The following is an 18424-nucleotide window of genomic DNA, read 5'->3' on the forward strand; positions in this document are numbered from 1 at the left end:
TCGCGGGCTGAAAGGGCTATAATGCCCGCGGTTGGCATTAGACGAACGAGTGACAGAATTATGAGACGCAGTAGAAATGAAGTGGGCCGTTGGCGAATGTTGCGGCAGAGCCAACGCCGTCGGCATCGTTGGCTGGAGCGCCAGTCGTGCAGCAATCGCCATATTATCCGGGTGCGCCGTCGCCTGGACGATCAGCATCGGCGCGCGCTGCTGTTTGCGGTATCCTGCGAGTGGTAAAACGAAAACAGTCCCGTGAGGGACTGTTTGTTATGGCGCCTGGGTTTATTTGCCGAGGTAGGCGTTGAGCATCCAGACCTGTTTTTCCTGCTCTTTGATGTAATCGCTCATCAGCGACGCGGTGCCTTCGTCGCCGGCGTCCGCCGCGACCGTCAGCAGTTCACGCTGCTGCTGCAGCAAGATTGAATACCCTTCCAACAGGCCGCGCAGCGTGCCCTTATCATCGGTCACGTTGGTGTGTTCCTTGATATCGGCGGTTTTCAGATAGTCGCTGTAAGCGTGGCGCGGCTGCGAGCCCAGCGTCAGAATGCGTTCCGCCAGCTCATCCACCTTGGTCAGCAGATCGTTGTAAGTTTCTTCGAATTTCGCGTGCAGCTCAAAGAATTGCGGGCCGGTAATATTCCAGTGATAGCCGCGCACATTCATATACAGCACCTGATAATTCGCCAACAGCGCATTTAGCGCTTCGGCGAGTTTTGCCGATTGTTTACTGTCGAGGCCGATATGGGTTTTCGCTGCTTTCTTCGCCGTTGCCATAATAATCTTCTCCTGATTATTCGTTCCAAGGGTAGACAGAATCAATTTCCATAGCTGTTACAGTAACCGGATTTATCGCAGGGTTAAACACGATAACAGGCATCATTGCCATCGCTCAAACCGATGACGATAAATCCGTCGAGCAAATTGCCGAATCAGTTTACGCAGGATCCGCAGGCGAAAAAAGCCGCTTTTATCGGTTACTTGCGCAGCGCCAGTTTTACCACGCCGGCGCCCAGCGCCATTAACAGCGCGGCGGCGATCAGCACCATGATAAACGCGCGATCAAAGGCCAAACGCGCCAACTGCGTCAGCTGCTGCGCGCGATCGGCCGCCATCCCGGCAGCCAGGCGCAACGCCTCGTCGATGCTGTCGTAGGCCAACTCGCTGACCGGCAGCTCCGCCGGCAGCGCCAGACTATGGCTATAGACCGCCGTCATCAGCCCGCCGAGTAACGTCACGCCCAGTACGCCGCCCAGCTCGTAGGAAACGTCCTCGATCGACGCCGCCATACCGGATTTCTCCTCCGGCGCGTTCAGCATGATGGCGGTGGACGCGGCGGTGATCACGCCGCCGAGACCAAAGCCCACCAACGCCAGGCTCACCAACTGCAGCGCCATGCTGCTTTGATACAACAGGGCGAGGGCGGCGATGCCGAAGGCGGTCAGGGCGAAACCGCCGAGGATGATGCTGCGTTCGCCATAGCGCGGCAACAGTAAACCGGCCATCGGCCCCGCCAGCGCCGAGGCCAGCGGGATCGGCAAAATAAACAGCGCCGCCTGCAGCGGACTGAGGCCGAGCACCAGCTGCAGGCGTTGGCTGAGCACCAGCTCGACGCCGATCAGGGCCACCATCGACAGCAGCGCCACGCCGATGCCGCCGGCGAACAGCCGGTTGCGGAACAGGGAGAAATCGATCATCGGGTGGGCGCTGCGCTGCTGGCGACGCACGAATAGCGCCAGGAACAGGATGCCGATCAGGGCCGCTGCGAGCAACGCGCTGACGTCAGGCGCCGGCTTACTCAGTTCCTTCAGCGCATAGATAGCGCCGACCAGACCGATCATGATCTGCACCGAGCCGACGATATCGGCGGGGCGCGGGTTATCGCCGCCGCAGCGGGGGATCAGTTTCCACGCCAGCGGCCAGACCAGCAACACCACCGGTACGTTGATCAGGAACACCGATCCCCACCAGAAATACTCCAGCAGCAGGCCGCCGACCACCGGGCCGATGGCCGCGCCGCCCGAGGCCACCGAGGCCCAGATGCCGATCGCCAGCGCGCGTTCGCGTTCGTCGGTAAAGACGTGGCGCACGATGGACAGCGTGGCGGGCATCATCATTGCCGCGCCAACGGCGAGGAACACCCGTGCGGCGATCAGCCATTCGGCGGTTGGCGAAAAGGCGGCGCACAGCGAAGCGACGGCAAACACCGGCAGCCCGGCGAGAAACAGCCGCTTATGGCCGACGCGATCGCTCAGCATGCCGGCGCCGGGCAGCAGCCCGGCGACCACCAGCGGGTAGGCGTTGACGATCCAGAGTTTTTGCGAGGCGCTGGCGTCCAGCGCCTGGGTTAAACGTGGCAGAGCGGTATAGAGCACCGTCATGTCGATAACAATCAGGAAAAGGGCGCTGGCGACCATCGTCAGGATCAACCAGCGGTTCTTGGCGTACATAAGTCATAATCCAGTTTACGTGGGCGACGCGAAGGCGCCGCCATTGCGGTAACCCTCCGGCGATGCCGGGTGGTATACTGGTGATAATATATATCCATACGTTCGTATTGAAAAGAAGGGTTTCTTAATGGGACGTCAACGCAGCATCGATCGCGACAAGGTTTTGGACACCGCCGAAGAGATCGTCGCCACCCAGGGCGCCGCCGGTTTGACCATCGACGCCGTCGCCAAAGCGATGGGGATCTCCAAGGGCGGGGTGCAGTATTGCTTCGGCAGCAAAGACGCCCTGATCGACGCGATGTTCGATCGCTGGGGCAGCGCCTATGAAACGCTGTTCGCGGAGATCGCCGGCGACGATCCTTCGCCGCAGACCGGTGTGCGGGCGCATATGTTGGCTACCCAAAGTTCGGATCAGACCGCCAGCGCCAAGGCCGCCGGGTTAATGGCGACGCTGATTCAAACGCCGGAGCATCTGGCGAGCACGCGTGAATGGTATCGCAGCCGCATCGCCGGGCTGGATTTGACTACCGAAGAGGGTAAGCGCGCGCGGCTGGCGTTTCTGGCCACCGAAGGCGCCTTTATGCTGCGTTATTTCGGTTTGATGGATATCGGCCAGGCGGAATGGGAAACGATGTTCGCCGATATGCAGGCGTTGATTTTAACGGGCAGCGCCTATCGCACTGATAGCTAGTAAAGCGTGCGGCGAAAGGCGTATGTTTATCGCACAAGATATTCCCTCGAAGAACTTTTTAGCCAGCCCCTCCGTGCTGGCTTTTTTTTTGCCTGCGGCAAGCTTCGGAGCAAAGGCCCCCTGAGGGCAGGGGGCGCCGGACATTACTTGCGCGCGTCCAACAGTTGCTGGGCATTCTCTGCGGTGACGACGGTCCACGGAATATAATAATGCTTCTGCGTGCCGCCCTCCCATTTCAGATCTTTGGCGTACTGTTTCCAGATATCCGACTGTGGTTGATAACTTTCCCCTTTCACGGCGCGCAGCGCGACGTCGATGGAACCCTGCATCTGGCCTTTGGCATCTTGCAGGATAGAGACCATTTCACCGGCCTGCACCGCATGAATCGCGTCGGAAACGCCGTCGACGCCCGCAATGGCAAAGTCTTTCACGTTCAGGCCGGCCCCTTTAATCGCTTCGATGGCGCCCAGCGCCATCTCGTCGTTCTGGCCAATCACGCCGTTGATTTTGCCCCGGTGTTTCTGCAGCCAGTTTTCCATCAGCGGCTGCGCTTCAGCGCGTGACCAGTTGGCCGTTTTACGTTCAAGCACGGTCACCTGGCCGGCGCCGCACTCGGCAATCGCTTTATCATTGCCTTTGCCGCGCTGGATCTCGCCGCTGCCGCCTTTCGGGCCTTCGATAATCACCACGTTCACCTTCTGGTTCTTGCAGTCGAGTTTGTCCAGTACGGCTTTGGCTTCCAGATACCCGCCCAGCTCGTCATTAGACACCACTTCAGACGTCATCGCGTCCGTGTTCAGGCGCGCGTTGGTGACCACCACCGGGATTTTGGCTTCGTTGGCATTAGTGACGATATCGATATTGGCCTCAAAATCCATCGGGTTGACGATAATGGCATCGGCGCGCGTTTGGATAGCGGTGGCGGCCTGATCGTTTTGCACCGATGCATCATAACGCCCATCGTAGAAGGTCAGCACCGCTTCGCCGCTTTTCACCGCCGGGTGTTCTTTCCCGAACCTTTCCATCAATTGCACGAACTCGGCTTTGTTGCCGTACATCAATACCGCGATTTTAACCGGGGCGGCCTGAGCCGCCGACAGGCTGCCGAACAGCATGGCAGAGGCAAACAACGCTATCTTGGTCTTATTCATGGTTTTCTCCTGGTAGAGTTGGGTCTGATGTTATTAATCGCGCTGTTGCTTACGCGATGGGTCGAGCAAGACGGCAAGAACGATCAATGCGCCTTTGATAATTTGTTGGTAATACGATTGCACGCCGAGCAGATCGAGGCCGTTATTCATCACCCCGATAATCAGCACGCCGAAGAAGGTGCCGACCAGCGTACCGACGCCGCCGGCCATGCTGGTGCCGCCGATCACCACCGCCGCGATGGCGTCCAGCTCATACCCAGCGCCGGCGTTGGTTTGCGCCGAACCGGTGCGCGCGGTGAGGATCAGGCCGGCGATGCCGGCCAGCGCGCCGCACAGCGTATACACCAGTATTTTGATGCGCGTGACGTTAATCCCCGAGGTGCGCGCGCTTTTCGGGTTGCCGCCGACGGCGTAGATGTAGCGCCCGAAGAGGGTTTTATTCAGCACGAGCCAGGCGAGGGCGAACAGCACGATGAAGATGATGACCGGCACCGGAACGCCGCCGAGGTAGCCATTGCCCAACCAGCGGAAATCGTTGTTCAATTGCGAAACCGGATTGCCGTTGGTGGTCAACATGGTTAAACCGCGCGCCGCAGAGAGCATGCCCATGGTGACGATAAAGGGTTGCAGCCGGTAGCGAGCCAACACGGTGCCGTTCACCAGGCCGCAGACGATCCCGATGCCCAGCGCCACGATCAGCGGCGCCATGACGGCGGTCGCGGTGTCGCCGATAGCCAATCCGCTGTTGTTGGTGGCGAAGCGAGCGGCGACGATCCCGCTTAGCGCCAGCACCGAGCCCACGGAGAGATCTACGCCGGCCGTAATGATGACGAAGGTCATGCCGATCGCCAGAATGCCGTTGATCGAGACCTGGCGCAGGACGATCAGGGTGTTTTCATTGCTGAGAAAATAATTGCTGCTCCAGGCCCCCTGGGCGACCTGATATTCGCCAATCAGCGCCACGATCAGGCACAGCGCGAAGAAGGCGATGATAATGCCGTATTTGTGCATACGGCGCTTATTGCGGGTGAAAAATGACATTCCTGGTGATAAGGAGTGGGCGCTGCTCATTTTTTTTCTCTCTCTCTGTTAAACCGCAAGTTTCATCAGTGCTGCCTGGGTCGCATCGGCTGCCGAAAGCTCACCGGCCAACTGCCCGTCACGAAACACCAATATGCGATCGCTCATGCCGATAATTTCCGAAAGCTCGGAGGAAACCATGATGATCCCTTTGTTTTGCAAGGCGAACTCCGACATAAATCGATAGATCTCTTTCTTGGCGCCGACGTCGATACCGCGCGTCGGTTCGTCGAGCAGCAAAACCTCCGGATCCAGCAGCGCCCAGCGGCCCAGCACCACTTTTTGCTGGTTGCCGCCGCTCAGGTTGCCCACGGGCTGTTCGCCATCGTGGGTTTTAACGTTAAAGCGCTGGATCATGTCGCGGGTTCGCGCCTGCTCCCGTTTCTCGCTGACGAACCCCATTCGGCTGATGCCGGCAAAAGAGGCGATATTGATGTTTTCACTGACGGAACGGCACAGCACCAGGCCGGTTTCCTTGCGATCTTCCGTCACGTAGGCAATGCCGCTATCGATGGCGTCTCGCGGGGAATGGCGGTTCAGCGTCTTGTCGCCCAAGCGAATCGTGCCGGCGTCGGCATGCTGAATGCCGAAGATAAGATCGAGAAACTCGCTGCGGCCCGATCCCACCAGGCCGTAGATGCCCAGGATCTCACCGTGCTTCAGTTGCAGGCTGATATCCTTTATCTTGCTGCGCCAACACAGGCCGTTGACCTCCAGCAAGACCTCTTCGCCGGGTTGATTGAACTTGGCGAACTCGCTGTCGTACTCGCCGCCGATAATGTGTTCGATCAACTGCTCGCGGGTAATGTCGGCGATATAGCCTTCATGGATATAGGCGCCATCGCGGAAAATGGTGTAGCTGTCCGCGATTTGGAATATCTCGGACAAACGGTGGGAGACGTAGATAATGCCTTTACCTTTCGCCGCCAGTTGCTGAAGCGTCTGAAAGATTTTTTGCGCATCCTCTTCGCCAATCGCCGAGGTGGGTTCATCCATGATGATGATGTCGGCATTGGCGTGCGACAGCGCTTTGGCGATCTCGACCAGTTGCTGCTCGGCGACGCTCAGGTTGCGCATTTTTTCTCGGGCGTCGATCTTGAAATCAAGTTCCTCGAGCAGACGGGTGGTGCGTTGGTTGAGTGTCGCAAAGTCGACGAAACCCAGGCGTCTCGGCTCGCGGCCCAGCCAAATGTTTTCTGCCACCGTCAGATCCGGGATCGCGCTCAGCTCTTGCTGCACGATGGCAATGCCGGCATTGAGGGCTTCCCGGGGATGATGAAATTCACAGCGTTGGCCATTGATAAAAATGTCGCCGCCATCGGGTTGAATAAAGCCCATCAGAATGCTGAGAAAGGTGGATTTCCCCGCGCCGTTGCCGCCGCACAGGGCATGGATGGATCCGCGCCGCAGGCAAAACTCGGCGTTCTTGAGCGCCACGACCGGGCCAAAGGCTTTCCTGACGCCGCTGACTTCCAGCAGGTAGGCAGGGGCTTGCGTATGGGGATCTCGCGTCACGATTGAACCTCCGGGTATGTCCGCTGCAAACGCTGCAGGTACCGTTGATAAAGCGTCTCGTATTGCGTTTGCCTGTCGACGTTTGGCGTCGTGCGCGTGGCTTCATCCAGGGAAACGAAGCGTTGGCACAGTTCAGCCAAGAGCCCGGCGGCGTTCTGGTGCGGGCGATCGGCCAACGACGTCGCCCACATCGCTTGAATGGCGCCGCCCAGCGCGGCGGTCTCTTTGACGTTCAGGCAGACCACCGGGCACCCCATCACGTCCGCGACGATTTGTCGCCAGGTGGCGCTGCGGGCGCCGCCGCCGGTGAGGCGGATCTCGCGCGTTTCGATGCCCTGGCGACGAAAGAGCTCGATGCCATAGCGCAGGCCGTAGGTGGCGCTTTCAACCACCGCCAGGCAGAGATTGGCGCGAGTAAAATTGTCGCTATCGAGGTTATGCAGGCTGGCGCGCGCGTGGGGCAGCGGGGGAACGCGTTCGCCGTTGAAGAACGGCAGCATCTCGACGCCGCCGGCACCCGGCGCCGCCTGCGCCAATAAGCGGTTAAAGCCGTCAAGATCTTCGTCCAGCAGCGTCTGCATGGCCGTGGTGGCCGAGGTGACATTCATGGTGCATATCAAGGGCAGCCACCCGTTGGTGCTGGAGCAGAAACCGGCAATCATGTCGGATTCCGCCACGACGGGCGCGGCGGACCAGGCGAATAGCGTGCCGGAGGTGCCCAGGCTTAGGGTAACGGTGCCGGCCTCGATGTTGCCGGAACCAATGGCCGCCATCATGTTGTCGCCGCCGCCGGTCGAGACCCGAACTGCCGGGCCAAGGCCGAGCTTTTCCGCCGCGAAGGGGCGCACCGTGCCGATGCAGCATTCCGCGCTTTTGAGCGGCGGCAGGGCATGCCATAAACGGCCGCTGTCATCGATAAGATTGACGGCGGCTTGACTCCAGCTACGGGCGCGCACATCGAACAGCCCGGTGCCGGAAGCATCGCCATATTCCGCTACACGCTCCCCGGTCAGCCAGAAGTTCAAATAATCATGCGGCAGCAGCACGGTGTGCAGTTTTGCCCAGAGCGCCGGATGGTGCGTCTTGAACCAAAGGATTTTTGACGCGGTATAACCGGTGGCGACCCGCAGGCCGAGCTTGTCCAGCGAGCCCTTGGCGCCGCCGAGCCGCTGCAGCAGCAGTTCGTTTTCCTCCGCGGTTTCGGTATCGCACCACAGCTTGACGCTGTGCAGCACGTTGCCGTCTGCGTCCAGCGGCACAAATCCATGCTGTTGGCCCGAGACCCCCAGAGCGTTAATTTCCCCGGCATCAATACCGGCGTTAGTCACGGCTTGGTGAAACGCGGTGACCAACGCCTCAATCCACCAGTCGGCCTCTTGTTCGCGCCGGCCATTGGCTTGGCTGATGAGGCGGTGAGGGGCGCTGCCCTCACCGAGGATCACGCCCTGTGTGCTGTCGACAATCACGACTTTCGTGCCTTGCGTACCGCAGTCTATGCCAGCATAGAGCGCCATAGGATCACTCCATTTCCAGCATGATTTTGATGTCCGAGGCATGTCCCGCCGCCGCGCGCTCGAAGGCGGCCACGCTGTCGGAGAATTTGTAGGTTTGGCTTATCAACGGTTGGACGCGCAATTTGCCGCTGCTCAACAGCCGCAGCGTACGCGGATACATGTTGGCGTAGCGGAAAATGGTCTTGAAGGTGATTTCCTTGGCCTGCGCGGCGACGATATCCATCGGCGCGGCGTCGATCGGCATGCCGACCAGCACGGCGGTTGCCCCTGGCGCCGCATGTTCGGCCAGCGTAGCGATAGCCGGTTTTGCGCCGCTGCATTCAAACACGATATCGGCGCCATTGCCGCTGGTGAGCGTAGCCACTTTACCCGCCAGGTCGCCGGTTTTGATATTGACGGCGTGCAGCCCTTCATAGCTGGCCGCCACGGCGAGTTTCTCGTCAAACAGGTCGCAGATAATGACGTCCGAGCAGCCACCCGCCAGCGCCGCGAGGGCGGTGACCACGCCGATCGGCCCAGCGCCGATCACCAGCGCGATATCGCCGGGTTTGATCCCGGCTTTGGTGGCCGCTTGCATGCCGATGGCCAGGGGTTCAACCATGGCGCCTTCAGCGAAACTGACGTTGTCCGGCAGTTTGAACGTGAATGCGGCGGGGTGGATGACGGTTTCGCGCAAACAGCCGTGCACCGGCGGCGTCGCCCAGAAGCGAACGGCAGGGTCCAGGTTGTAAATCCCGGCGCGCGTCTGCGCCGAGTTGAGGTCGGGAATGCCGGGCTCCATGCAAACGCGATCGCCGACGCTGAGGTGAGTGACGTTTTCACCTGTCGCGAGCACCACGCCGGCGGCCTCATGGCCGAGCACCATCGGGGCTTTGACCACAAACGGGCCAATGCGGCCATGCTGGTAATAGTGCACATCGCTGCCGCAGATGCCCACGGAATGAATTTTTATCTTTACATCGTCGGGCCCCAGCGTTTCGGCCAGTTGGACGTCCTCGATAGCGATTTCCCCCGCTTTGGCCAGCACTAATGCTTTCATATTGCCTCCTGGTGAATCATTTTTATGGTAACGGTATCATTTCAATGCGGCGATAGTGAGCTAATGCGGGTGGTTAAACTGTGATCAATGTTGGAATTACTCGACGAGAGTTAATTTTGCTGGCGGGTTGTTATTCAATATAGCGACGGTGGTCACAAAATCGGCGTGGCAATGACGGTTTTAATATCGGCCTGTTGATATCGATACCGTTACTTTGCCGGGGGAATGATGAACAAACAACAAAGCGCCAGAGCCGCTACGCTGGAGTATTTGCGCCAGGCGGACATTATCTTGACCGAAGAAGAACAGCAACGCATTGAAATTGCGACGTTTGGTCTGGCCGACTATCCCGCGTCCGGGTTGCAGCTGCTGACCTACGTCAACTCACCTCGGTATTGCGCGAAAGAGCTGGTGCTGTTTCCTGGGCAGACTTGCCCGGAACATTTACACCCTCCCTTTGCCGGCACGCCCGGCAAGCAAGAGACGTTCCGTTGCCGTTGGGGAGAGGTGTTTTTGTTTGTCGATGATGAAAATCTGACGCCCAACGATCGCGGCGGCCAACCGGTATGCCGGGTGCCAGAGGGTGCGGAGCAGTGGTATACCTGTCATCGCTATATCCTCTTGCGGCCGGGGGAACAATACACCATTGCGCCCAATACCCGTCACTGGTTTCAGGCGGGGAAGCAGGGCGCGGTGGTGTCCGAGTTCTCTTCCGAGAGCCGTGATGAGCTGGATATTTTTACCGATCCGCGAATTAACCGTCTTGCCGGCGTAAACCATTAGCGCCAAGAACAAAGTTCTGTCATGATGCCGGGAATGATACAAAATGATGCCTTCAAGCTAAGGAGCTGCATTTGGCCGTGGGTCGAGGACGGAAAGCGACGCTGGCTAGCGTCGCCGCACAGGCGAACGTCAGCAAAATAACCGCTTCGCGGGCATTTTCACAGCCGGACAAGGTCCATCCGGAAACGTTGAGGAGAATTCGGGAGACCGCCGCCGAACTCGGTTACGTGGTCAATGCCGCGGCGCGCAATCTGCGGGCGAAAAGCAGCAGAACCATTGGCATCGTCAACCCCGACATGGCCAACCCATTCTTTGGCGGCCTGACGCGTCTGATGACGCTTGAAGCGCAAAAGATGGGGTACGACACGCTGGTGTTCGACTCCTATGAGTCTCAGGAAAGCGAAGACAGGATCATCGACAAACTCATTGGCTACAACGTCGATGCGATTATTCTCTCGGTCATTTCCAACGATCATCTGTACCGGCCTTCCTACCTCAAACGTCTGGAAACGCTCAATATACCGGTGGTGTTGATCGATCGGGAATTGGAGAGTCACCACTGCAGCGGGGTGTATATTGATAATCTGGATTGCGGCCTTCAGGCGGGGCGTTGGCTTCTGGAACAGCAGGCGCAGCGGGTGGTGGTGATCTCCGGGCCGGAGAATTCCAACGTTGCGCGTGACAGGGTCACTGGCTTGCAGGCGGCATTGCAAGGGAAGGTGGCTTCGCTCGACGTGCGGTATGCCGATTTCTTTATGGATGTCGCCTGGCAAGAGACGAGCCGCTGGCTGGCCAATAATCCCGCCCCCGATTTTTTCGTCGGCTGCAATAACCAGATCTCGCTGGGCATCATCAAGGCCTGTATCGAACATCGGCTGCCGTTGATGCAGGACGTGTCGCTGTTCAGCATTGATGAGGTTTCACATGCCGAGATCTACGGTTTCCATTTCCCCTGCGTGTCACACGACTTGCAAGAGATCGCCTGGCAAGCGTTGAATCTGGCGATCCGCCGTATTGCCGATCCCGAGATAAAACCGGGCAAGGTGGTGGTGCGGGGAAAACTCGTTATATAACCGCAGGCGCAGCTTTATAAGGAGGCCTTGGCTCGCGCGCTCCGTGCGTCAGTTTGCCTCCAGCCCAAACAGCGTCGCCGCATTGCGATCCAAAATGGCGCTCGCTTCTTCCTCCGGCAATCCGGCACGCCGGATGTAGTCCACCGTGGTTTGAAACAGCTCGCCCGGCTGGAACGGAAAATCGGTGCCGAGCAGCAGCCGCTCGGTGCCGAATGTCGCTGCTGCCGCTTGCAACGCAGGCACCTGATCGTGTCCTACCGTGTCGTACCACATGCGCAGGGCGGCTCGGCTCGGGGGTTCCGGCGTATCCGGCGCTTCCCACGCGACGGTTTGGTCGAGGCGTTCCAGCGTCATTGGCAGCAGGCCGCCCAGATGCGGAACGATGACTTTCATCTCCGGAAAGCGTAGAGGGATGCCGTTGAGGATAAAGTGCATGGCGGCGACCGTGTCTTCGATCGGCGCACCGATCGACCAGGTCAAGGCGTAATCGGCGATCAGCGGCGAGTGCGCGCCGCGGCCGGTGGGATGAATGGCCAGCACGCTGCGGCGACGGTTGAGTTCCTGATAGAGCGGCTCGAACAGCGGGTTGGCGATAGAGAGCCCGAGCACCGAGGTGGTGATGCAGGCGCCCAGCATGCCGAGCTGGGTCAAGGCTCTGTCCAGCTCGCGTAACGCAGCGTCGATGTGCGGCAGCGGCAAGGAAGCGATGGCCCGGAAGCGGGTGGGATAACGCGCTGCCAGCTCCGCATATTCATCGTTGATCCGGCGCGCGGCATCAGCGGCCGCCTGTTCGTCTTCCAGGTGCGGCGACAGCGGCGTCGCCGACAAGATTTGCATGTCGATGCCGGCGCTGTCCAGTAGGGCGAAGCGGGCTGCCAGCTCGCGCTCGCTGCGGCCGGCACCCAATTGCCGATAGGCGGCGACTTCGTGCAGGCCATGAGATTGCAAAAGATCCAGATACTCTGTGCTCCACAGGTGAGCGTGAACATCGAGTCGCATCGGTCGATCTCCTGGAGTACGCGGCGATGCCGCGGGTTCAGGAGAGTATAGGCAGGCGGCGCTACAGCGCCCGAAGGGAAGGCATTTTTTCTACCGACGGGGGCGGACGAGAGCACACATTGATCCGGGAACGGTACGCCGCTCCCGGTCAGGTAATGAGGTCAGAATACCTGTTTAAACGGCTTCACCGTCACGTCGGCGTAGACGCCGGCGGCGACGTACGGATCCTGCTGCGCCCAGGCCTGGGCTTCCGCCAGTGAGGCGAACTCGGCGATCACCGTTGAACCGGTGAAGCCGGCGGCGCCGGGATCGTTGCTGTCGATGGCCGGGTTGGGGCCGGCGACCACCAGACGGCCGGCGTCACGCAGCGCCTGCAGGCGCGCCAGATGTGCCGGGCGCACCGCCAGACGGTTTTCCAGTGAGTGGGGAACGTCTTGCGCGTAGATCAGATAAAGCATATTTCACCTGTAAAATCATGGCTATAAAACGGTGCTACCAAGGTAGCGCAAAAGGCGCGGCAGGGGAACGGCGCGCGGTGAATTTATGGGGGGGATTGGCGCTTATGCCTTGAAGCCGCTACTTTTTATTCGTATAGTGCGGCGCGCTTAAACAGATATGCCATTGAGGTGAGGACATGACGGAACTGGTAAGGGAAAAACTCGATTTGCCTGCGGGCAAAAGCAAACTGCTGCTGCATTCTTGCTGTGCGCCCTGTTCCGGCGAGGTGATGGAAGCGATCCAGGCGTCCGGCATCGAGTACGCTATTTTCTTCTATAACCCCAACATTCACCCGCAAAAAGAGTATTTGCTGCGTAAGGAAGAGAACATCCGTTTCGCCGAAAAGCACGGGGTGCCGATCATCGATGCCGATTATGACACCGACAACTGGTTCGAACGCGCCAAGGGCATGGAACATGAGCCGGAGCGCGGCATTCGCTGCACCATGTGCTTCGACATGCGTTTTGAGCGCACGGCGCTGTATGCGCATGAGCACGGTTACGACACCATCTCCAGCTCGCTCGGCATCTCGCGCTGGAAGAACATGCAGCAGATTACCGACTGCGGCATTCGGGCGGCGGAAAAGTATCCCGATCTGGTGTATTGGGATTACAACTGGCGCAAGAAGGGCGGCGCGGCCCGCATGATAGAGATCAGCAAGCGCGAACGCTTCTATCAGCAGGAATACTGCGGCTGCGTCTATTCGCTGCGCGACACCAACCTGCATCGCAAAGCGCAAGGGCGGCCGCTGATCAAACTGGGCGTGCTCTACTATGGTGATGAAGAATAACGCTTAATTACCGCAATCCACCCGCTACGGCGGGTTTTTTATTTTTTAGCGCCGTCTGAACGTTAACGAAGCGTGTTGATTCGGCGGTAAAAAAGCAACGTTCAGGTTAATATCCTTATGAGTTTGCTGGTTTTCGCCGCGGAGACTGACGATTAAAGCGATAGTTTGCCTTTCGTTATTGAATATGATTGCTATTTGCATTTAAACTTGGCGAACCAGAGGAAACAGAATCATTATGCCGCTAAAAAAGATGTTCCTTAATCGCCGTATATCCGTGCCTTTCGTCCTGTCCGTAGGCCTGCACAGCGCCCTGGTGGCGGGACTGCTTTACGCTTCGGTAAAAGAAGTGGTTGAGCTGCCAAAGCCTGAAGAGGCGCCGATCAGCGTCATGATGGTCAACACCGCCGCGATGGCTGAACCGCCGCCGCCTGCTCCGGCAGAACCGGAGCCGCCGCAGGTGGAACCTGAGCCGGAACCTGAACCAGAACCTATTGTGGAGCCGCCGCCGAAGGCGATTGTAAAACCGGAGCCGGTCAAGCCGAAACCGAAGCCCAAGCCAAAGCCGAAGGTAGAAAAACCGGTGAAACCGGAGCCGAAGAAGGTCGAGCCGCGCGAGCCTTCGCCGTTCAATAACGACTCGCCGGCTAAACCGATCGAAAAAGCGCCGGTGAAACAAGCGCCCGCCGCGCCGGTACAGGGCAACTCGCGCGAGGTCGGGCCAAAACCGATCAGCCGTGCGGAACCGATTTATCCGCCGCGCGCCAGAGCCTTGCAGATCGAAGGCAACGTGCGGGTGCAGTTCGATGTCGACAGCGATGGCCGCGTGACCAACGTGCGCATCTTGTCGGCTGAGCCGCGCAACATGTTCGAGCGTGAAGTGAAACAGGCGCTGCGCAAATGGCGGTATCAAGCCAAAGAAGCGAAGGATCTTATCGTCAATATTCGTTTCAAGCTGAACGGCACCACCGAAATGAACTGATTTCGGTTTGCGCCAAGAAAAAAAGGGTCGCCTCGGCGACCCTTTTTGCATTTGCGGCGCAGCCGCAGGCTTACTCTTCGAAGCCGACGCGGAAATTCATTTTACCCTCAGGCAGCGCGCGCGAGTTGCCTTCCGCATCGACCGCCACGTAGGTGAACACCGCTTCGGTCGCCCGGTAGCGCTGGCCGATTGGGGCGGAGGAGACTTTCTTTACCCACACTTCGATATTGATGGTGATCGAGCTGCGCCCGGTGCGGATGCAGTGCGCATAGCAGCAAACCACGTCGCCTACCGCCACCGGTTTCAGGAAGGTCATGCCGTCTACGCGTACCGTCACTACGCGCCCCTCGGCGATCTCTTTTGCCTGGATGGCGCCGCCGATGTCCATTTGCGACATCAGCCAGCCGCCGAAAATATCGCCGTTGGCATTGGTATCGGCCGGCATCGCCAGCGTGCGCAGCACCAGCTCGCCGCTGGGTAAAGGTCGTTGTTGTGTCATAGCAGTCTGCTTTTAAAAGGAGGGAATCACATCATACTGCCCGCGGCAAGCGCCGCAGGCATTAACAAATTTGTAACTATTTTTTCTGTTCTGCCGGCATGTGCCGGTAAATATAGATGCCGCTGAGCAGGGTGAATACCAGCGTCAGCACCGTCAGGCCAAAGACTTTGAAATTGACCCAGACGCTTTGCGGCAGCCAGAAGGCGACATAGATGTTCGCCAGGCCGCAGGCCAGGAAGAAGAGGGCCCAGGCCAGGTTGAGGTTGCTCCACACTTTGTCCGGCAGCGTCAGCTCTTTGCCCAGCATGCGCTGAACCAGCGGCTTTTTGAGCACCCACTGGCTGATCAGCAGCGCCAGCGCGAACAGCGCGTAAATCACCGTCACTTTCCACTTGATGAATAAATCGTTGTGGAACACCAGCGTCAGGGTGCCGAACACCAGCACCATCAGGAAGGTGATCAGCGTCATCTTCTCGACCTTGCGGTATTTCACCCAGGTGAACACCAGCGCCAGCGCGGTGGCGACGATCAATGCGCCGGAAGCGACGTAAATGTCGTACAGCTTGTAAAAAGCGAAAAAGACAATTAACGGGAGGAAATCAAGAAACTGCTTCATAAATCAATCCATCATCTGTTCATCGGCCGACTATACCGGATTCGGCGAGTTCTGTGTACCGCCGGGCGCTGCCGATTATCGGCGTTTGGCCGGCGGATTTCTGCCGCGAAAGCAGGAATTTGCATAAACTTACGCAAGAAAGCACGGGCGCATTGCCAGCGCTGGCCGCAGATCGCATAGTAAGTGCCATAATAACCAGATAATTTACCGCGGAAAACAGCATGCAGTGGAAATCTCTCCAGGCCCTGACGCCTGGTTTGACGCATTTATTGGGCTATCAACGCAGTTGGCTCAAACCGGATATGCGCGCCGGTCTTTCCGTCGCCGCCGTCGCCTTGCCGGTGGCCATCGCCTATGCCGAACTGGCCGGGGTTAGCCCGGTGGTGGGGCTTTATTCCTGTATTTTGCCGATGGTGGCCTATGCGCTGTTCGGTTCGTCACGCCAGCTGATCGTCGGGCCCGATGCCGCCACCTGTGCGGTGATCGCCGCGGTGGTGACGCCGCTGGCGGCGGGCAATATGGAACGCCATTGGCAGTTGACCATCATGATGACTGCGATGATGGGCGGCTGGTGCCTGTTGGCCAGCCGGTTCAAGCTGGGGGCGCTGGCGGATCTGTTGTCGCGGCCGATCCTCAGCGGGCTGCTGAACGGCGTGGCGCTAACCATCATCGTCGATCAGATCGGCAAGGTGTTGGGGTTCACGGTGCGCCCGGCGCAGCTGATCGAGCGCATCTACGCGCTGCCGGCCAACCTGTTGCACAGCGACTGGCTGACGATGGCGGTGTCCTTGTTGACGCTGGTGACGCTGCTCGGATTTAAAAAATGGCGACCTAACTGGCCGGCGCCGCTGTTCGCCATCGTGCTGGCGGCGTTCGTCACCTGGGCGGGCGGACTGCAGCAGTATGGCGTGGTGACGGTGGGCGGGTTCAGCGGCGTGTTGCCGATCGTCCAGTGGCCGGACTTTCAGCCCGGGCTGCTGCGCGACATGGTGATCCCGGCGCTCAACCTGGCGGTCGTGAGCTTTGTCAGCATGATGCTGACCGCCCGCAGTTTCGCGGCCAAAAACGGCTATGAGGTCAACGCTGACGCTGAGTTTCGCGCGCTGGGGATGGTGAATATCGTCTCCGCATTGTCGCAAGGCTTCGCCATCAGCGGGGCGGATTCGCGCACCGCGGTGAATGACGCCAACGGCGGCAAGAGCCAGCTCGTGTCGATCATCGCCGCCGCGGTGATCGCTTTCGTCTTGCTGTTCCTGATGGCGCCGCTGCAGTTTATTCCGGTGGCGGGATTGGGCGTGGTGCTGATGTATGCGGCCTGGTCGCTGCTGGATTTTCGCGGCATCTGGATCTTGCGCCGCCGCAACGCACAGGCTTTCCGCCTGGCGATATTTACCTTCCTCAGCGTCTTGTTGGTCGGGGTGATCAGCGGCATTGGGCTGGCGGTATTGCTGGGGCTGATGCAGTTTCTGCACACCGTCTTTCGGCCGACGGAACAGCTGCTGGGCGTTAACGACGAAGGCATGATCCATTCCATGGGCAACAACAATGGGGTGAAGGCGGTGCCCGGCGTCATGATGTATCGCTTCAATTCGCCGCTGACCTACTTCAACGTGGCCTACTTCAAACGCCGCATTCTCAATTTGGTCGACAGTACGCCATTCCAGCCGCGCTGGGTGGTGGTGGACGCGGTGGCCAGCTTTACCCATGCCGATATCAGCGTGCTGGCGGCCATCGACGAACTGAAACGCGATCTGTTGCAGCGTAACGTCAAACTGGTGCTGGCCGGGCGCCGCACTGAACTGACGCGCTGGTTCCGCATCAATCGGTTGGGGCGGGACAAGGAGCTGATTTTGGTGCCGGATCTCTATCTGGCGCTGAAGCTGATTCAGAGTAAGGAACAGGCGGAAGCCGCAGCGGTGGGGTAAACAAAAAGGGGCGCGCCGAGGCGTGCCCCTGGGCATTTGTTGCGCCGGCGTCAGCCGCGCAGCAGCATATACAAACGGAACAGATAGATCAGCAGCAGGGCGGAGACCAGGTTGCTTAACGCGGTCAGCACGACGCTGGCCACGTTCGGCGTCAGCACTGACAGATGGCTCACTAAAAACAGCACCAGCAGCTTGGCCGCCAACCACAGCATCATCGCCGGCACAATCACGCGCGCATTGGCGAAGGCCAATTTGCTGCTCAGCTTGAGCGAAGCGAAGACGCCTTTCTTGTCGACGGAGGCGATCACCGGCGCCAACGCGAAGGCGATAGCCATGATCACGCCCGGCACCACGAACAGCGTCAGGCCGAGCTGGATCAGCAAGGTGCAGATAAACAGCAGCAGCAGCAGGCGCGGCAGATCGGGCGCCGAGGCGCCGAGCGCGCGCAGGGCGCTGGTGCGTTGCCCCTGAGACACCAGACGGATCAACGTCAGCATCCCACCGACCAGCAGCACGTTGCCGACCAGCGCGGAGAACGTGGCGGCGGCCGACACTTTCAGCAACACCATCTGCTGTTCCGGCGTCATCTGCTGGATCACGTCCTGAATGCCCATGCCGGTCGACGACGCGAAATCGCTGGTGGAGGCGGCCAGCGTCGCCAACTGTTCGGCATCGGGGCTGAAAGCTTGGTTCAGCAGCACCGAGATAAACGCCGTCAACAGCGCCAGCATCAGGATGCTGGCCAGTTGATTGCGTAAAAAGTTAAAACTGTCACGGTACAAAGCGTTGGCCGTGATAGGCATGCAGACTCCTTGGCGTCGAGAA

The 18424-nt window shown here is 59.2% G+C and carries 19 protein-coding genes; 7 read left to right on the forward strand and 12 right to left on the reverse strand.

The window, feature by feature from the left end; translation table 11 throughout:
* The first annotated feature begins 60 nt into the window (after positions 1 to 60).
* Complete coding sequence (locus ACJ8PE_RS04480; RefSeq protein WP_025159792.1) at positions 61 to 237, forward strand: YciY family protein; 177 nt, start codon at positions 61 to 63, stop codon at positions 235 to 237.
* 45 nt (positions 238 to 282) lie between these two features.
* Here the strand turns inward: ACJ8PE_RS04480 and ACJ8PE_RS04485 are convergent, their stop codons facing one another.
* The gene (locus ACJ8PE_RS04485) at positions 283 to 774 is read right to left on the reverse strand and encodes a Dps family protein (protein ID WP_019452735.1); all 492 of its coding nucleotides are present in this window, start codon (positions 772 to 774) and stop codon (positions 283 to 285) included.
* 200 nt (positions 775 to 974) lie between these two features.
* Complete coding sequence (smfY, locus tag ACJ8PE_RS04490) at positions 975 to 2447, reverse strand: multidrug efflux MFS transporter SmfY (RefSeq protein WP_072627535.1); 1473 nt, start codon at positions 2445 to 2447, stop codon at positions 975 to 977.
* Between the two features lie 127 nt (positions 2448 to 2574).
* Between smfY and ACJ8PE_RS04495 the strand changes: the two genes are divergently transcribed.
* A complete protein-coding gene (locus ACJ8PE_RS04495; protein WP_042784698.1) occupies positions 2575 to 3138 on the forward strand; it encodes a TetR/AcrR family transcriptional regulator in 564 nt (187 codons plus the stop codon).
* A gap of 143 nt (positions 3139 to 3281) precedes the next feature.
* On the opposite strand, the gene ACJ8PE_RS04500 is transcribed toward ACJ8PE_RS04495, so the two are convergent.
* The 5 genes from ACJ8PE_RS04500 to ACJ8PE_RS04520 are packed head-to-tail and all read right to left on the reverse strand — an operon-like array spanning position 3282 to position 9437.
* Entirely contained in the window at positions 3282 to 4289 is a 1008-nt protein-coding gene (locus ACJ8PE_RS04500; protein ID WP_033643292.1) for a substrate-binding domain-containing protein, read from the reverse strand.
* Between the two features lie 33 nt (positions 4290 to 4322).
* Positions 4323 to 5360 (reverse strand): ABC transporter permease, encoded by a 1038-nt coding sequence (locus tag ACJ8PE_RS04505; RefSeq protein ID WP_197792561.1) that lies wholly within the window; start codon positions 5358 to 5360, stop codon positions 4323 to 4325.
* 18 nt (positions 5361 to 5378) lie between these two features.
* Positions 5379 to 6887 carry a sugar ABC transporter ATP-binding protein gene (locus tag ACJ8PE_RS04510; RefSeq protein ID WP_373270270.1) on the reverse strand — a complete coding sequence of 503 codons (1509 nt, stop codon included), beginning with the start codon at positions 6885 to 6887 and terminating at the stop codon, positions 5379 to 5381.
* Positions 6881 to 8398 (reverse strand): xylulokinase, encoded by a 1518-nt coding sequence (xylB, locus tag ACJ8PE_RS04515; RefSeq protein ID WP_197792560.1) that lies wholly within the window; start codon positions 8396 to 8398, stop codon positions 6881 to 6883. Before xylB ends, ACJ8PE_RS04510 begins: the two co-directional genes overlap by 7 nt.
* A 4-nt stretch (positions 8399 to 8402) precedes the next feature.
* Entirely contained in the window at positions 8403 to 9437 is a 1035-nt protein-coding gene (locus tag ACJ8PE_RS04520) for an NAD(P)-dependent alcohol dehydrogenase (protein WP_197792559.1), read from the reverse strand.
* A gap of 228 nt (positions 9438 to 9665) precedes the next feature.
* Between ACJ8PE_RS04520 and ACJ8PE_RS04525 the strand changes: the two genes are divergently transcribed.
* Both ACJ8PE_RS04525 and ACJ8PE_RS04530 read left to right on the forward strand, forming a co-directional pair.
* Entirely contained in the window at positions 9666 to 10220 is a 555-nt protein-coding gene (locus ACJ8PE_RS04525) for a D-lyxose/D-mannose family sugar isomerase (protein WP_033643287.1), read from the forward strand.
* A 71-nt stretch (positions 10221 to 10291) separates the two neighbouring features.
* Complete coding sequence (locus ACJ8PE_RS04530) at positions 10292 to 11293, forward strand: LacI family DNA-binding transcriptional regulator (RefSeq protein ID WP_197759770.1); 1002 nt, start codon at positions 10292 to 10294, stop codon at positions 11291 to 11293.
* A gap of 48 nt (positions 11294 to 11341) precedes the next feature.
* Here ACJ8PE_RS04530 and ACJ8PE_RS04535 read toward each other — a convergent pair whose 3' ends face one another.
* Positions 11342 to 12292 (reverse strand): amidohydrolase family protein, encoded by a 951-nt coding sequence (locus ACJ8PE_RS04535; RefSeq protein WP_197759771.1) that lies wholly within the window; start codon positions 12290 to 12292, stop codon positions 11342 to 11344.
* Positions 12293 to 12453: 161 nt separating this feature from the next.
* Positions 12454 to 12750: a YciI family protein gene (locus tag ACJ8PE_RS04540; RefSeq protein WP_033643283.1), complete on the reverse strand. Its 297-nt coding sequence runs from the start codon at positions 12748 to 12750 to the stop codon at positions 12454 to 12456.
* A 176-nt stretch (positions 12751 to 12926) separates the two neighbouring features.
* Here ACJ8PE_RS04540 and ACJ8PE_RS04545 point away from each other — a divergent pair, with 176 nt between their 5' ends.
* Complete coding sequence (locus ACJ8PE_RS04545) at positions 12927 to 13580, forward strand: epoxyqueuosine reductase QueH (RefSeq protein ID WP_033643282.1); 654 nt, start codon at positions 12927 to 12929, stop codon at positions 13578 to 13580.
* Between the two features lie 235 nt (positions 13581 to 13815).
* Positions 13816 to 14559, forward strand: coding sequence for a TonB system transport protein TonB (gene tonB / locus ACJ8PE_RS04550; RefSeq protein ID WP_094142695.1), 744 nt, complete (start codon positions 13816 to 13818; stop codon positions 14557 to 14559).
* A 70-nt stretch (positions 14560 to 14629) separates the two neighbouring features.
* Here tonB and yciA read toward each other — a convergent pair whose 3' ends face one another.
* Complete coding sequence (gene yciA / locus ACJ8PE_RS04555) at positions 14630 to 15058, reverse strand: acyl-CoA thioester hydrolase YciA (RefSeq protein WP_004932085.1); 429 nt, start codon at positions 15056 to 15058, stop codon at positions 14630 to 14632.
* Between the two features lie 76 nt (positions 15059 to 15134).
* Positions 15135 to 15674, reverse strand: a complete 540-nt coding sequence (locus ACJ8PE_RS04560) for a septation protein A (protein ID WP_033643280.1) — start codon at positions 15672 to 15674, stop codon at positions 15135 to 15137.
* A 221-nt stretch (positions 15675 to 15895) separates the two neighbouring features.
* On the opposite strand from ACJ8PE_RS04560, the gene ACJ8PE_RS04565 reads away from it, so the two are divergent.
* Positions 15896 to 17599 carry a SulP family inorganic anion transporter gene (locus ACJ8PE_RS04565; protein WP_033643279.1) on the forward strand — a complete coding sequence of 568 codons (1704 nt, stop codon included), beginning with the start codon at positions 15896 to 15898 and terminating at the stop codon, positions 17597 to 17599.
* Positions 17600 to 17649: 50 nt separating this feature from the next.
* Here the strand turns inward: ACJ8PE_RS04565 and ACJ8PE_RS04570 are convergent, their stop codons facing one another.
* Positions 17650 to 18402 (reverse strand): YciC family protein, encoded by a 753-nt coding sequence (locus tag ACJ8PE_RS04570; RefSeq protein ID WP_033643278.1) that lies wholly within the window; start codon positions 18400 to 18402, stop codon positions 17650 to 17652.
* Between the last annotated feature and the right edge of the window lie 22 nt (positions 18403 to 18424).

Origin of the sequence: Serratia sp. CY74737, from assembly GCF_052166775.1 — a bacterium.
GTDB lineage: Bacteria > Pseudomonadota > Gammaproteobacteria > Enterobacterales > Enterobacteriaceae > Serratia > Serratia ureilytica.

Bases quoted from the DNA above. Each gene is read 5' to 3' on its own strand.
- ACJ8PE_RS04480 (WP_025159792.1), top strand. From the start codon at position 61: ATGAGACGCAGTAGAAATGAAGTGGGCCGTTGGCGAATGTTGCGGCAG.
- ACJ8PE_RS04485 (WP_019452735.1), bottom strand. From the start codon at position 774: ATGGCAACGGCGAAGAAAGCAGCGAAAACCCATATCGGCCTCGACAGT.
- smfY (WP_072627535.1), bottom strand. From the start codon at position 2,447: ATGTACGCCAAGAACCGCTGGTTGATCCTGACGATGGTCGCCAGCGCC.
- ACJ8PE_RS04495 (WP_042784698.1), top strand. From the start codon at position 2,575: ATGGGACGTCAACGCAGCATCGATCGCGACAAGGTTTTGGACACCGCC.
- ACJ8PE_RS04500 (WP_033643292.1), bottom strand. From the start codon at position 4,289: ATGAATAAGACCAAGATAGCGTTGTTTGCCTCTGCCATGCTGTTCGGC.
- ACJ8PE_RS04505 (WP_197792561.1), bottom strand. From the start codon at position 5,360: ATGAGCAGCGCCCACTCCTTATCACCAGGAATGTCATTTTTCACCCGC.
- xylB (WP_197792560.1), bottom strand. From the start codon at position 8,398: ATGGCGCTCTATGCTGGCATAGACTGCGGTACGCAAGGCACGAAAGTC.
- ACJ8PE_RS04520 (WP_197792559.1), bottom strand. From the start codon at position 9,437: ATGAAAGCATTAGTGCTGGCCAAAGCGGGGGAAATCGCTATCGAGGAC.
- ACJ8PE_RS04525 (WP_033643287.1), top strand. From the start codon at position 9,666: ATGAACAAACAACAAAGCGCCAGAGCCGCTACGCTGGAGTATTTGCGC.
- ACJ8PE_RS04535 (WP_197759771.1), bottom strand. From the start codon at position 12,292: ATGCGACTCGATGTTCACGCTCACCTGTGGAGCACAGAGTATCTGGAT.
- ACJ8PE_RS04540 (WP_033643283.1), bottom strand. From the start codon at position 12,750: ATGCTTTATCTGATCTACGCGCAAGACGTTCCCCACTCACTGGAAAAC.
- ACJ8PE_RS04545 (WP_033643282.1), top strand. From the start codon at position 12,927: ATGACGGAACTGGTAAGGGAAAAACTCGATTTGCCTGCGGGCAAAAGC.
- tonB (WP_094142695.1), top strand. From the start codon at position 13,816: ATGCCGCTAAAAAAGATGTTCCTTAATCGCCGTATATCCGTGCCTTTC.
- yciA (WP_004932085.1), bottom strand. From the start codon at position 15,058: ATGACACAACAACGACCTTTACCCAGCGGCGAGCTGGTGCTGCGCACG.
- ACJ8PE_RS04560 (WP_033643280.1), bottom strand. From the start codon at position 15,674: ATGAAGCAGTTTCTTGATTTCCTCCCGTTAATTGTCTTTTTCGCTTTT.
- ACJ8PE_RS04565 (WP_033643279.1), top strand. From the start codon at position 15,896: ATGCAGTGGAAATCTCTCCAGGCCCTGACGCCTGGTTTGACGCATTTA.
- ACJ8PE_RS04570 (WP_033643278.1), bottom strand. From the start codon at position 18,402: ATGCCTATCACGGCCAACGCTTTGTACCGTGACAGTTTTAACTTTTTA.